This window comes from Achromobacter sp. FW305-C-28 (genome assembly GCF_058783235.1).
The window spans coordinates 42934-56049 of sequence record NZ_JBYSYL010000014.1 but is presented as its reverse complement, the minus strand read 5'-3'; the positions used below and the strand labels follow the sequence as shown (position 1 = coordinate 56049).

The window sequence follows — 13116 nt, the reverse complement described above, 5'->3', positions numbered from 1 at the left end:
GCGCCCCAGGGCGCGGCTTTTTCCTGGGCCGGCCAGATTGCATACGTGGCCGGCCGATGACGTTACGCCACGGGCGAGGCCAGCAGGTTGTCGACGAGCCGCAGCAGCAGTTTGCGGTCGGTTTCCAGGTCGGTGCAGCCGTACTGGTCGGCCTCGCGATTGACCCAGGCATTGCCCGCGCGCCATTGCTCGCCTTCCGGCTGCAAGGTCACGGCGTAGATCCAGATGCCGGTCCAGCTGCGGTGAAAACGCAGCACGCCGTCTTCCAGGTAGATGAACCACTTGTCTTCCATTTCCTGCGGCACGCGGCCTTGGCGCAGGCGGGCGTACTGTTCGGCCGTATAGACGGCGTCAAAGGGCAGGGCAGTGCGCTTTTTCGGCGCGGGCAGGTGTTTCCAGGAAGCGGCTTGGGCGTCGGGCATGGGAATCGGTGTGATGATGCTTGGACTGGCGCGTGTGGTTTGCGGGGCGCACCGGCGAGCGGCGCGCGACCCCCAGCATACTAAGGCCAGACCCGGCATTTGTCCCGTGCCTCGGGGTCCGCGCTCCCTGGTCGGAACCGCGGACCCGTCCGGATCACATCTTGCAGTCGGCCGCGTGCACGTCGGTGTGGTCGCGCGCAATCACCTTGAGGTTCTTGTAGACCAGCTTGCCGTCGGGGCCGGCCTCGATGTGCAGCAGATACCAGTCCTGCACGGGATGCTGGTTGGGGCCGAACCTGAACTTGCCGCGCACGCTGGGGAAGTCGGCGCGGCGCAGGGCGTCGCGGAAGGCGTCGGGCTTGCCGGCGATGTCGCCGCCCGCGGCCTTCAGGGCCGTGCCGATCAGGTGGGCGGTGTCGTAGGCCTGCGCGGCATAGGCGGTGGGCGCGCGGTTGTAGGCCTGGGTGAAGGCCTGGACGAAATGCTTGTTCTGTGGGTTGTCCAGGTCTGCGCTCCACAGCGAACTCAGGTAAAAGCCCTTGCCCGCGGTGCCGGTGGCGGCCAGCATGCGCTCGTCCATCGAATAGATCGGCGTGATCATCTTGATCTTGCCCTCCAGACCGGAATTGGCGAACTGCTTGGTCAGGTTGATGCCCGCGCCGCCCGGATGGAACTGGAAGATGGCGTCGGGCGCCAGCGATCGCACGCGCGCCAGTTCGACCGAGAAGTCGGCCTGGTCCAGCTTGGTGTAGATCTCTTCGGCGATCTCGCCCTTGTAGGTGCGCTTGAAGCCCGCCACGGCGTCGCGCCCGGCCTGGTAGTTGGGCGCCATGACGACCACGCGCTTGGCGCCCAATTCGTTGGCGGCCATGCCGGCGGTGTCGGCGTACGAATCGTTCTGGAACGACACCGAGAAGTAGTTCGGGTTGCAGGCCTTGCCGGCGTAGTTGGACGGCCCGGCGTTCAGGCTGACATAGAAGCCGCCGGCGTTGAGCACGGTGGGCGCCACCGCGGCCAGCACGTTGGAGAAATTGACGCCCGTGAACAGGCGCACGCCGCCCTGCACCATCTTGTCGGCGATCTGCTTGGCATTGGCCGGTTTGAGCGCGTCGTCTTCGACTCGCACGTTGACCGGCACGCCGCCCAGCTTGCCGCCGCCTTCCTTGACGGCCAGCATGAAGGCGTCGCGCTCGTCCTCGCCGATATAGCCGGCGGGCGTGGACAGCGTGCCGATGAAGCCGATGTCCACGGGCTTTTGCTGGGCCTGGGCGGCCAGGGCCGCCGTTGCCAGCAGCATCGCGGCGGCGCCGCGGATGGTGGGGTGTGTCATGGTTGTCTCCTCCTTGCCTGCCGTTTTTCTACGGCTCGATGGGTCCCGCGAGACAGTTCTCCACTTTCCAGCCATAGAGCCACTGCAACGCGTCGTAGAACTGGGACTGGCTGCGGCCGGTCCACAGCATGTTGCGCACGGTGCGTTCGACGCCCCGCGCGTGATACAGGCGGCCCATTTCGCGGGTCGACCACACCACGCGCGCGCTGCGCGGAATGCGCACCGATTCGTACAGGCGGAAAGCGGCTTGCAGGTCGTGATCGCAGCGTTTGACGGCTTCGCCCAGCGTCACCGCATCTTCCAGCGCCATGCAGGCGCCCTGGGCCATGTATTGCGTCATGGGATGGGCGGCGTCGCCCAGGATCGTGACGCGGCCCTGGCCCCAGTGTTCGACCGGTTCGCGGTCGGCGGTAGCCCAGCGTTTCCATGACGTGGGGCGGTCCAGCATCTGGTGCGGGCGCGGGTGAATGCCCTGGAAGTACGACAGCACTTCCTCCTTGCTGCCTTCGCGCACGCCCCATTGCTCCTGTTCGCGGCTGTGGAAGGTCACCACCAGGTTGTATTGCTGGCCGCCGCGCAAGGGGTAGTGCACCAGGTGACAGTGCGGGCCGGCCCACAGTACGGGCGCGTTGATGCGCAGTTCCTCGGGCATGTTCTCGCGTTCCACCACGGCGCGGTAGACCACGTGGCCGGTGACGCGCGCCGGGTCGCCGATCAGGCGTTCGCGGATCACGGACTTGACGCCGTCGGCGCCCACCACGGCATCGGCCTGGTAGCGGTTGCCGTCGGTGTCGACCACTTCGACCCGCCGGCCGTCCTGGGACACGCTGGCGATCTGGGTCGAGGTGCGAAAGCGGATCAGCGGGTTCTGCTGCACGGCTTCCAGGATGGACAGGTGGATGTCCGCGCGGTGAATCACGGCATAAGGGCCGTTGAAGCGTTCGCGAAACGCCGCGCCGGTGTCGATGCGCACCACTTCGCGGGCATCGACCGCGTCCATCATGATGATGTGGTCGGTGAATACCGCCCGCTGGCGCGCGGTGGCGCCCACGCCCAGCGCGTCCAGCGCGGCAAAGGCGTTGGGCCCCAGCTGGATGCCGGCGCCGATTTCGCCGATGTGCGCGGCCTGTTCCAGCAACTGCACCGCGATGCCCTGGCGGGTCAGCGCCAGCGCGGCGGCCAGGCCGCCGATGCCGCCGCCCACGACGATCACGGATTGCGGGGAAGAAGAAACTGCCGGTGTTGCGTTCATTGCCAAGTTCCTTGCAGGTTCATTCCTGGCGGCCCAGGAAGGCGCCCTGGCTTTCCAGCTGCGCCTGCAGCGCCGCCACGGGCACGTCGGCCGGCGCGATGCCGGCGCGCAGCGCCATCGCCGACGCCGTGCCGGCGGCTTCGCCCATGACGAAGCAGCTGCCGCTGACACGCGCGGCCGACTGGCCTTCGTGCGTCATCGAGGCGCAGCGCCCGGCCACCAGCACGTTGCCGGCCACGCCCGCGCCGCGGCGCGGCACCATCATGCGAAACGGCAGCTGGTTGTAGCCGCGCGATTCGGGAATGGGCGGCCACATCCATTGCACGTCGCCCGCCGTGTGCATTTCCAGCGGCCAGCCGTTCACGCCGATGCTGTCGTCGAAATCGGCGCAGCCCAGGACGTCTTCCTTGGTCAGCACGGCTTCGCCGACGATGCGGCGGGTTTCGCGGATGCCCAGCTGCGGCGCGATGTCCAGCACATAGGCCTGCTCAAAGCCCGGCACCTTGGCGCGCAGGAAGGCCAGGTACTGCGTGATCTGGCGGCGGCCTTCCAGTTCGCCGGCCGACAGCGACGCGGCGTCGGTGCCGTCGGCCGCGCTGCCGTCGGCGTTGGCCAGCTGCGTCACGTTGACGCGCCACTCATAGTCGTGCTTTTGCGGCCGCACGATGGCGCCGCGCCGCGGAAAGGTGAATTCACCGCTGGCGGCGGCCTGGTCCATCAGGACGGGGATGGTCTTCCAGGCTTCCTGAGCGCGCACGCCGTCGACATTGCCGACCTTGAACATCAGCGTGGGGTAGAGCATATGGCCCTGGGCGTCGCCTTTCTCGAACGGCAATCCGCCCCACTGGGCGATGTCGGCATCGCCCGAGCAGTCGATGAAGACCTTGCCGCGCACCGCGCAGCGGCCCGACTTGGTTTCCAGGAACAACGCATCGACATTGCCCGCCGCGTCGCGCGCCAGGCCGGTAGCCAGGGCGTGGAACAGGATCTGCGCGCCGCTGTCCTGCACCATGCCGTCGGCCGCGCACTTGAAGGCCGAGATGTCGTACGCCTGGGCGTGGATCTTGCCCAGGATCAGGTGCGGGTCGTTCAGGCCGTCCAGCGCGCGCATGCGGTCCAGCAGCTCGTCGGTCATGCCGTGCACCACCTGGCGGATGTCGCCGTGGATGTTGGCATGCAGGCCGCAGAAGTTGGACACCCCCGCGGCCGTGCCCATGCCGCCCAGAAAGCCGTAGCGTTCCACCAGCAGCACGCGGGCGCCGTTGCGGGCGGCGCTGGCGGCCGCGAGAATGCCGGCGGGGCCGCCGCCCAGCACCACGACGTCGTATTCGCCGTACAGCGGGATCTGGCGGGCAGGTTCGGTAATGCTCATGCTTGTCTCCTTGCGCAACGCTATTGGCCCTTGATGCCGAGCTTCTTGATCAGGGGTTCCCAGCGCTTGAGTTCGTCGTCCATGTAGGCGCGGAATTCAGCCGGGCTGCTGCCCACGGGGTCCATGAATTGCGCTTGCAGGCGCTTGACGACTTCCGGGTCACGGATCGCCTGGATCAGCGCGTCGGACAGCTTTTTCTGGATGTCGGCCGGCACCTTGGACGAAATCACGAAACCGATCCAGGCCGAGCCTTCGATACCCGGCACGCCGGCTTCGGCCAGCGTGGGAATCTCGGGCAGCAGGCTCGAGCGCTTGGAGGAGGTGACGGCCAGCGCCTTCAGGCGGCCATCCTTGACCATCGACATCACGGCAATGGGCGGCAGCGCAGCGAACTGGGTATCGCCCGACAGCAGCGAGGTCAGCGCGGCGGGCGACGACGGATAGGGCACGTGCGTGGCGCGCGCGCCGATCTGCTGCAGCAGCAGTTCAACGGCCAGGTGCGACACGGTGCCAGCGCCCGGCGAGGGGAAGTTGTACTTGTCCGGGTTCTTCTTCAGTGCCTCCAGCAGTTGGCCGACGTTGGCAATGCCGGCGTTGGCCGGCACCACCAGCACGTTGGGCTGGTGCACCGCCAGCGTCAGGGGCGCCAGGTCGGTGGCCGGCGCATAGGGCAGCTTGTCGAACAGCAGCGTGTTGTTCACCAGGGGGCCGGTGATGGACACGCCGAAGGTGTAGCCGTCGGGCTTGGCGTTGGCGATGGCGAAGGTGCCGATGTTGCCGCTGGCGCCGGGCTTGTTTTCCACCACCACGGTCTGGCCCAGGATGGCGCCGGCCTTCTCGCCGACGATGCGCGCCACCTGGTCGGGGCTGGAGCCCGGGCCGAAAGGCACGATGGCCTTGAGCGGCTGCGTCGGCCAGGCGTCGGCGGCCTGCGCCGCGCCCAGCGGCGCCAGCGCGATCAGGCCCAGGGCCAGGGCGCGTGCCGCGGCACCGCGCGCTCGGGTCAGGGGGGTGAAATCACGCATGCTTGTCTCCCACGATTCTCATGGTGTTGAAATAGGTTTGTTCATTGGCGATGAAGGCCGCGACCATCGCGCGGTAGGCGGCGTCCACCACCTGGTCCAGGTTCTCGAAGCCGCGGTCGTGGCGTTCGGCCAGGCGCCGCACCTTGTCGAACACCTCGGCCTGGCGGGCCGGGGCGCTGACCTGGAAGGCGTCGCGCTTGAAGCGTGCGGCGTCTTTCACGTACATGGCGCGTTCGGCCATCAGCCGCACGATCTCGTCATCGAGCCGATCGATGTGGGCGCGTACCTCGGACAGGGTCGCGCACAGGGGCCGATAGGCGGGGTCGGTGTATTCGCGCAGCGGCGCGCCCTGGGGGTCGGGCTCCTGGCCCGGAGTGGCTTGGCGGCTCATTTGACGTAGTCCGGCTGGTTGGCGGGCGCGGCCTGCTGGAAGGCGGGCTGGGCAGTGCAATGCGCATGGACGCGCAGCGCGTTCGGGTAGGCCGCCAGGTCGCAACCCATGCGCTGGGCGTTGGCCACTTGGGGCACCAGGCAGCAGTCGGCCAGCGTCGGTGCATCGCCAAAGCAATAGGCGCCATGGCCATGGCGGGCCAGCAGGGTCTCGACCGCCGTCAGGCCTTCGCGGATCCAGTGGTGATACCAGGCGTTCTTCTGGGCCTCGGTGGCGCCCAGCTCTTCCTGCAGGTAGCGCAGGATGCGCATGTTGTTGACCGGATGGATATCGCAGGCAATGGCGTCGGACAGTTCCAGCACGCGGGCGCGTTCGCGCGCATCCTGCGGAATCAGGCGCGGGGTGGGGTGCGTGGCGTCCAGGTAGTCGATGATGGCCAGCGACTGCGACAGCGAGAAATCGCCGTCGGTCAAGAGCGGCACGCCGGCCGACGGGTTGATGGCGACGTAGTCGGCAGCGCGCTGTTCCTGCTTGCGCAGGTTGATGGGCAGCACCTCGAACGCCACGCCCTTCAGGGCCAGCGCGATGCGCACGCGGTACGAGGTGGAGCTGTTGAAGAAGCTGTGCAGTTGCATGGGGCCCCCGGCTCAGTCGATGCGCACGCTGAGCGTGCCCAGGCCATCCACGCCGCCGACCATCGTGTCGCCGCGCACCACCGGGCCCACGCCTTCGGGGGTGCCGGTGTAGATCAGGTCGCCGGCTTCCAGGCGGAAGTACCTGGACAGGTAGGCGATGGTTTCGGCGACCGACCAGATCAGCTTGCCGATGTCGCTGCGTTGCTTGTCCTTGCCGTTGACCTGCAGCCAGATGGCCGCCTGGTGTATGCCGGCGACGTCGGCCGCGCGGTGCAGCGGGCCGATCGGGGCGCTTTGGTCGAAGGCCTTGCCCAGTTCCCACGGGCGGCCGGCTTCGCGCATCTTCATCTGCAGGTCGCGGCGGGTCATGTCCAGGCCGACGGCATAGCCCCAGACGTGTTGCAGTGCTGCTTCGACGTCAATGTTCGCGCCGCCTTGGCCGATGGCCGCGACCAGTTCGATCTCGTAGTGCAGGTTGGCGGTTTCGGGCGGGTAGGGCAGCGGCAGCGTGGTGTCCGGGGCCACCGGCACCACGGCGTCGGCCGGCTTGCAAAAGAAGAAGGGCGGTTCGCGGTCGGGGTCGAAGCCCATCTCGCGGGCATGGGCGGCGTAGTTGCGGCCCACGCAATAGACACGGCGCACGGGGAAGCGGTCGGCGCTGCCGGCGACGGGCACGGCCACGGCAGCGGCGGGATCAAAGACAAAAGACATGGGTCACCTTGTAGGAATGCGGGGCCGACACCCACGCGGGCGCCGGCCGAAATGAAGCGGGGAACGCCGGGCGTTCAGGCGATGCGCTCTTCGCGCCACAGGCCCAGGGCGTCCTGCACCGGGCGGTCGGAATAGCTGAACAGCGTGGCGTCGTCCAGCGCCGCCAGCTGCACCGGCAGCCACGACGGCGCCACGAACACGTCGCGCGGGCCGAAGTGGAATTCGGCGTCGCCGATGCGCGCCGTGCCGCGGCCTTCCACCACGCTGTAGACGGTGGAGTCGGTGCCGCGAAACGGCTTGCCCTGAAAGCCCGCGGGCAGCAGCTGCATGAAGGTGGCCATGGTGGGCATGGGGTAGCCGCCGGTGGCCGGGTTCAGGTAGCGCAGCTTCACGCCGTCCCAGGGGTCGAGTTCGCCGTGGCGGTAGAGCGAATCCAGGGCTTCGCGGCTGCGCTCGTAGGGGTAGTTGAAGATCGGCGAGGTGCCGCCGGCCGCGCGATGCCGCACGGGCGCCATGTTGTGGCCAAAGCGCGCCATGCTGTCGCCTTCGGGGCGCGTGACGGGCTGCGTGGCCGACGGGTAGTTCTCGGCAAAGCCCGCGTCCAGAAAGCGCAGCAGCGGAATGTCCAGGCCGTCCAGCCACACCACGGGCTCGCCGCCGTCGACCGTCTCGGCGTTGCCGTGGTCGTGCCAGGTCCAGGATGGGGTGATGATGAAGTCGCCCGGGTGCATGGTGGTGCGTTCGCCGTTGACGGCGGTGTAGGCACCGCGGCCTTCGACGATGAAACGCAGGGCCGACTGGGTGTGGCGATGGCTGGGCGCGATTTCGCCGGGCAGGATCAGCTGCAGGCCGGCGTACAGGCTTTGCGTGATGCTGGCCTGGCCGGGCAGGCCGGGGTTCTCCAGGATCAGCACGCGGCGCACGGCCTCTTCGGCGGTGATGAGCGAGCCCGAGGCCAGTACGTCATCGCGCACGTCGTCGTATTTCCAGATGGCGGGCACGCAGCGCGGCGCGGGGTGGCGCGGCACCAGGTTGTGCAGCGATTCCCACAGGGGCGCCATGTGTTTCTGCGCGATGCGCGCGTAATAGGCAGCGCGGTCCGCGCCGGGGGGATGGCCGTCGGGCATGGTCTTGTCTCCTGGGCCGGCGTCGGGGCCGGCCTTCTTGTAGGCATGGCCCGCCGTCGCAAGGGGCGCGGCGGGTCCTGATGTGGAGACGATTATGCGGAACGAGCTATGTGTTTTGAAATGAAATTATCTTATTATCCATACCAATAACCATATACGTACGGTGCCGCCCGGCCCACGTACGACACCTCACCCGAGACAAGAGGGCGCCATGGACTGGACCCACCGCCTGCGCCTGCGCAACCTGAAAATGTTGCTCAGCCTGGCCCAGACCCGCAACATCAGCCACTCGGCCGCCATGCTCAACACGACCCAGCCGGGCCTGTCGAAATGGCTGAAGGACCTGGAAGACGATATCGGCCTGCCGCTGTTCGAGCGCCACGCGCGCGGCCTGCGGCCCACGCCGCATGGCGACGTGCTGATCGCGCATGCGCAGCGGGTCGAGGCGCAGCTGGACCGCGCCAGCGCCGACATGGCCGCGCTGCGCGAAGGCGGCGGCGGCCGGGTGGTGATCGGCGCATCGGGCGCCTCGGCGTCCGACACCGTGCCGCTGGCGGTGCTGAAACTGTTGGAGCGCATGCCGCAGGCCCGCGTGAAGCTGGTGGAAGGCACCACCGACCGCCTGCTGGCGCAACTGGCCCAGGGCGACCTGGACATCGTGGTGGGCCGTTCGGCGCCCGAGCACCACGACCCCGCCATTCGCTTCGAAGCCCTGTACCTTGAACCGATCCACCTGGTGGCGCGGCCGCGCCATCCGCTGTTCGCGCTGGAACAGCCGGGCTGGCCGGACCTGCTGTCGTACCGCTGGATACTCTGGCCCAAGGGCACGCCCATCCGCAACGCAGTCGATGCCGCGCTGGCCGCGGCCGGGCAGGCGCCGCCCGCGGATCACGTGGAATCCAATTCGGTGACCATCAACCTCACGCTGATCAACAACAGTGACATGATCGGCGTGGCTTCGCACCGCGCCGCGCTGCGCTTTGCGCAGATGAAGGCGATGCGCATCATCCCGGTGCGGCTGTCGGGCTTTGGCTCGGTGGCGATGTACTGGCGCGAAGACGCCTTCCGCCCGGCCGCCGTGCAGGAAGCCATGGCGGCGCTGCGCAAGACGGTGGCCGAACACGCCCCGGGCGTGACGAGGCTGTGATGGCATCCAGCCCGGGCCTGAACGCGCTGATCGCGCAGTGCCGCAAGCTGGAAGCGGCGCTGCGGGACGAGGCCGGGCGCGAGGATGGCGCTGCGCCAGAGCGGGATCGCCGCGCTGCCGCCACGTCCACCGCCATGCATCGCTTCATTGCCGACGTGGACGCGCGCCAGACGCCGCCCGGCCTGTGGTCGCCGCTGGTGCTGGCGGTGTTGACGATGGTGGGCGGCATCGGCGTGGGCATCGGCCTGTTGAGCCTGCTGCTGCGCCCCGCGGGGCCGGCGTTGGCGGCCTTTGCGCTGGTGCTGGCCTGCGCGGTCACCGCGCTGGCGCTGGCCATCGGCGTGGTGGCCTTCATGGGCGGCCACGCGTTCGGCCTGGTGCTGCTCAAGCGCACCGCACTGACCCTGGCGGCCAGCGGCGCCCTGGGGCTGATCGCCTGGTCGCAGGGGGATATGCGGGCCGTGGGCCCGGTGGTTGCGTTGCTGGGCGGCGCGGGCGCTTGGCTGCTGATGAACAGCAATGCGTTCTATGTGTTCGCCGGCTACCAGATGGCGCGGCGCGTGATGCAGACGCAGGCGCGGCGGCGTTGAGCCGCTGCCCGGCTGGACTTGCCTGGCCGATCCAGCCGGATCGTGCAAGGGGAATACGGCAGCAGCGTGGCCCGCTGCCGGTTGGCCTAGTTGGCGCTGTTGGACCAGCCCTTGGACAGTTCCACCGCCTGGCGCCAGCGCTTCATGCGGGCGTCGCGCACCGATTGCGGCCAGGACGGTTCGAACGTGCGTTCGGCCTGCCACTTGGAAGCGAATTCATCCTGGCCCGACCAGAAACCGACCGCCAGTCCGGCCAGGCCGGCCGCGCCCAGCGCGGTGGATTCCGGTACCCGCGGGCGCACCACGGGCACGCCCAGCAGGTCGGCCTGCATCTGCATCAGCAGGTCGTTGCGGGCGGCGCCGCCGTCCACGCGCAGTTCGGTCAGCGCGATGCCGCTGTCGCCGTTCATGCAGGTGAGCAGTTCGGCGCTTTGCAGCGCGATGGATTCGAGCGTGGCGCGGGCGATGTGGGCGCGGGTGGTACCGCGCGTCAGGCCGACCAGCGTGCCGCGGGCGTAAGGGTCCCAGTGCGGCGCGCCCAGGCCGGCAAACGCCGGCACCATGAAGACGTCGTCGGTGTCGGCCACGCTGGCGGCCAGCGATTCGATTTCCTCGGACCGCTGGATGATGCCCAGCCCGTCGCGCAGCCACTGCACCGCGGCGCCCGCCACGAACACGCCGCCTTCCAGCATGTAGGTGGGGCGCCAGGCGTCCTGGCCCTGGGCCGGCAGGCCCCAGCCGACGGTGGACAGGAGGTGGTTGCGCGACTGCACCGGCTGGTCGCCGACGTTCATCAGCATGAAGCAGCCGGTGCCGTAGGTGTTCTTGGCCATGCCCGGCTTGAAGCAGGCCTGGCCGAAGGTGGCGGCCTGCTGGTCGCCCGCCACGCCGGCGATGGGAATGGACCCGCCCAGCCATTCGGGCAGGGCCTCGCCCACCACCGCGCTGCTGGGCGCGATGGCCGGCAGCACGCTGCGCGGAATGTTGAGCAGCGCCAGGATCTCGTCGTTCCAGTCTTGCGTATGCAGGTCGAACAGCATCGTGCGCGACGCGTTGCTGGGGTCGGTGCTGTGCACCGCGCCGCCCGTCAGTTGCCACACCAGCCAGGTGTCGACCGTGCCGAAGGCCAGTTCGCCGCGCTCGGCCTTCTGGCGCGCGCCGGGCACGTGATCCAGCAGCCAGGCCAGCTTGGTGCCCGAGAAATAGGCGTCCAGCACCAGGCCCGTGCGCGCCTGCAGGAAGTCGGCGTGGCCGTCCGCACGCAGTTGGTCGCACAGCGGCGCCGTGCGGCGGTCCTGCCAGACGATGGCGCGGGCCAGCGGGCGGCCGGTGGCGCGTTCCCAGATCAGGGTGGTTTCACGCTGGTTGGTGATGCCGATGGCCGCCACGTCGGCGGCGCTGGCGGCGGCGTTGCGCAAGGCTTCGCGGGCCACGTCCAGCTGGCTGTGCCAGATTTCGCCGGGGTCGTGCTCGACCCAGCCCGGCCGCGGGTAGTGCTGGCGGAATTCGCGTTGGCCGATGCCGCGCACCACGCCGTCGCGATCGAACACGATGGCGCGGGAGCTGGTGGTGCCCTGGTCCAGGGCTAGGACAAATTCATTCGTCGTCACTTTGTTTGGCGCCGTTCAGGTGTGCCCCGGCCAGAGGATCGAGGCGTCTAAAGGAAAAGACCGAGGCCGCGCACAGCAGGCCGATGACGATGAAGCCGGCGATGACGTCGCCGACCGCCAGTGTTTCGGCGCCGCGCAGCGTCATGCTGATGTTCAGCGTGACGGCGGCCACACCCACGCCAAGGCTGATGCCCAGTTGCTGCGCCATGGCGGCGAAGCTGCTGGCGCGGCTCATCTTGGCAGGGGGGATGTCGGCATAGGTTAGCGTATTTACCCCGGTGAACTGCAGCGAACGGAAGAAGCCGCCGACCAGCAGGATGGCGATCAGCAGCCACACCGGCGTGGCGGGCGTGAACGTGGCGCAGACCATGATGAAGATGCCGGTCAGTACCGCGTTCACGGTCAGCACGCGCCGAAAACCGAAGTGGCGCACGATGGGCGTGGCGACGAATTTCATCAGCAGGGCGCCGGCCGCGCTGGCAAAGGTGATCAGGCCGGCCGAGAACGGCGACAGGCCGAAGCCCACCTGCAGCAGCATCGCCAGCAGGAAAGGGGTGGCGCCCACGGCGAAGCGGCACAGGTTGCCGCCGAGGGTCGAGATGGCGAAGGTGGGAATGCGCATCAGCGACAGGTCGATGATGGCGTAGTCGATGCGCCGCGCATGCCAGCCATAGGCCAGTCCGCAGGCCGCGCCCAGCGCGATCAGGCCGAGCAGGGCGGGCAGCGGCATCACGTCGCGGCCGATGGCCTCGAAGCCGCTGACCAGCGCGGCCAGGCACACGGCGCTGAGCAGAAAGCCCAGCCAGTCCAGCCGCGGCGCGGTCTCTTCCTTGATTTCGGCCACGAAGCGCAGCACCAGGGCGATGCCGAGCACGCCGATGGGGATGTTGATCAGGAAGATCCAGTGCCACGACATGTACGTGACCATGAAGCCGCCCAGCGGCGGCCCGATCACCGGTCCCAGCAGCGCCGGGATCGACAGGAACGACATGGCTTTGAGCAGATCCTGCTTGGGCACGGTGCGCAGGAGGATGATGCGCCCCACCGGCACCATCATGGCCCCGGCCATGCCCTGGATGACCCGGGCGATGACCAGCTGGGGCAGGTCCTGCGACAGGGCGCAGGCCACCGAGCTGAGCGTGAACAGGCCGATGGCGGCCACGAACACCCGGCGCGCGCCGTAGCGGTCGGCTGCCCAGCCGCTGACCGGCACGAACACGGCCACCGACAGCAGGTAGGAGGTAATGGCCACGTTCAGCCGCACCGGGGTCGACCCCAGGGCCCGGGCCATGGCCGGCAGGGCGGTGGCCACCACGGTGGCGTCCAGCATCTGCATGAACAGCGCGCAGCCCACGATGAAGGGGATCATTCGCGCCGCGCGTACCGCGTCCGGGGTTGAAGGGGGAGCGGGATTGGCTGCGGCTGCGGATTCTGCGGACATGGCGGGAGGGGGCGTTGGGAGCCAAAAGATTGTAACGCCGGGGCCCGGTCCCGCGTGAAGTAA

Annotated in this window: 13 protein-coding genes; 2 read left to right on the top strand and 11 right to left on the bottom strand. The window is 68.7% G+C overall.

The features are described from left to right. Positions 1-62: 62 nt before the first annotated feature. The 9 genes from AC3WMR_RS26535 to gtdA form a co-directional block, all read right to left on the bottom strand. A complete protein-coding gene (locus AC3WMR_RS26535; RefSeq protein ID WP_492266815.1) occupies positions 63-422 on the bottom strand; it encodes a hypothetical protein in 360 nt (119 codons plus the stop codon). Positions 423-576: 154 nt separating this feature from the next. Further along, positions 577-1752 (bottom strand): ABC transporter substrate-binding protein, encoded by a 1176-nt coding sequence (locus tag AC3WMR_RS26530; protein ID WP_492266816.1) that lies wholly within the window; start codon positions 1750-1752, stop codon positions 577-579. A 28-nt stretch (positions 1753-1780) separates the two neighbouring features. Then, a complete protein-coding gene (locus AC3WMR_RS26525) occupies positions 1781-3004 on the bottom strand; it encodes a 3-hydroxybenzoate 6-monooxygenase (protein ID WP_492266817.1) in 1224 nt (407 codons plus the stop codon). A gap of 19 nt (positions 3005-3023) precedes the next feature. After that, positions 3024-4376, bottom strand: coding sequence for an FAD-dependent oxidoreductase (locus AC3WMR_RS26520; RefSeq protein WP_492266818.1), 1353 nt, complete (start codon positions 4374-4376; stop codon positions 3024-3026). Between the two features lie 20 nt (positions 4377-4396). Next, positions 4397-5401 (bottom strand): Bug family tripartite tricarboxylate transporter substrate binding protein, encoded by a 1005-nt coding sequence (locus AC3WMR_RS26515; protein WP_492266819.1) that lies wholly within the window; start codon positions 5399-5401, stop codon positions 4397-4399. Next, positions 5394-5792 carry a chorismate mutase gene (locus AC3WMR_RS26510; RefSeq protein ID WP_492266820.1) on the bottom strand — a complete coding sequence of 133 codons (399 nt, stop codon included), beginning with the start codon at positions 5790-5792 and terminating at the stop codon, positions 5394-5396. The genes AC3WMR_RS26515 and AC3WMR_RS26510 overlap by 8 nt, the downstream gene beginning before the upstream one ends. Further along, the gene (gene maiA, locus AC3WMR_RS26505; RefSeq protein WP_492266821.1) at positions 5789-6427 is read right to left on the bottom strand and encodes a maleylacetoacetate isomerase; all 639 of its coding nucleotides are present in this window, start codon (positions 6425-6427) and stop codon (positions 5789-5791) included. The genes AC3WMR_RS26510 and maiA overlap by 4 nt, the downstream gene beginning before the upstream one ends. A 12-nt stretch (positions 6428-6439) precedes the next feature. Further along, on the bottom strand, positions 6440-7138 hold the full coding sequence (locus tag AC3WMR_RS26500; RefSeq protein ID WP_492266822.1) for a fumarylacetoacetate hydrolase family protein: 699 nt from the start codon (positions 7136-7138) through the stop codon (positions 6440-6442). A 74-nt stretch (positions 7139-7212) separates the two neighbouring features. Continuing rightward, on the bottom strand, positions 7213-8265 hold the full coding sequence (gene gtdA / locus AC3WMR_RS26495; protein WP_492266823.1) for a gentisate 1,2-dioxygenase: 1053 nt from the start codon (positions 8263-8265) through the stop codon (positions 7213-7215). A 211-nt stretch (positions 8266-8476) separates the two neighbouring features. Here gtdA and AC3WMR_RS26490 point away from each other — a divergent pair, with 211 nt between their 5' ends. Both AC3WMR_RS26490 and AC3WMR_RS26485 read left to right on the top strand, forming a co-directional pair. Further along, positions 8477-9412: a LysR family transcriptional regulator gene (locus tag AC3WMR_RS26490; protein WP_492266824.1), complete on the top strand. Its 936-nt coding sequence runs from the start codon at positions 8477-8479 to the stop codon at positions 9410-9412. Beyond that, entirely contained in the window at positions 9409-10002 is a 594-nt protein-coding gene (locus AC3WMR_RS26485) for a hypothetical protein (RefSeq protein WP_492266825.1), read from the top strand. Before AC3WMR_RS26490 ends, AC3WMR_RS26485 begins: the two co-directional genes overlap by 4 nt. A gap of 86 nt (positions 10003-10088) precedes the next feature. Here AC3WMR_RS26485 and glpK read toward each other — a convergent pair whose 3' ends face one another. Together glpK and AC3WMR_RS26475 are read right to left on the bottom strand one after the other, a co-directional pair. Further along, complete coding sequence (gene glpK, locus AC3WMR_RS26480) at positions 10089-11612, bottom strand: glycerol kinase GlpK (RefSeq protein ID WP_492266826.1); 1524 nt, start codon at positions 11610-11612, stop codon at positions 10089-10091. Further along, the gene (locus AC3WMR_RS26475; RefSeq protein ID WP_492266827.1) at positions 11599-13053 is read right to left on the bottom strand and encodes a DHA2 family efflux MFS transporter permease subunit; all 1455 of its coding nucleotides are present in this window, start codon (positions 13051-13053) and stop codon (positions 11599-11601) included. The genes glpK and AC3WMR_RS26475 overlap by 14 nt, the downstream gene beginning before the upstream one ends. Positions 13054-13116 lie beyond the last annotated feature (63 nt).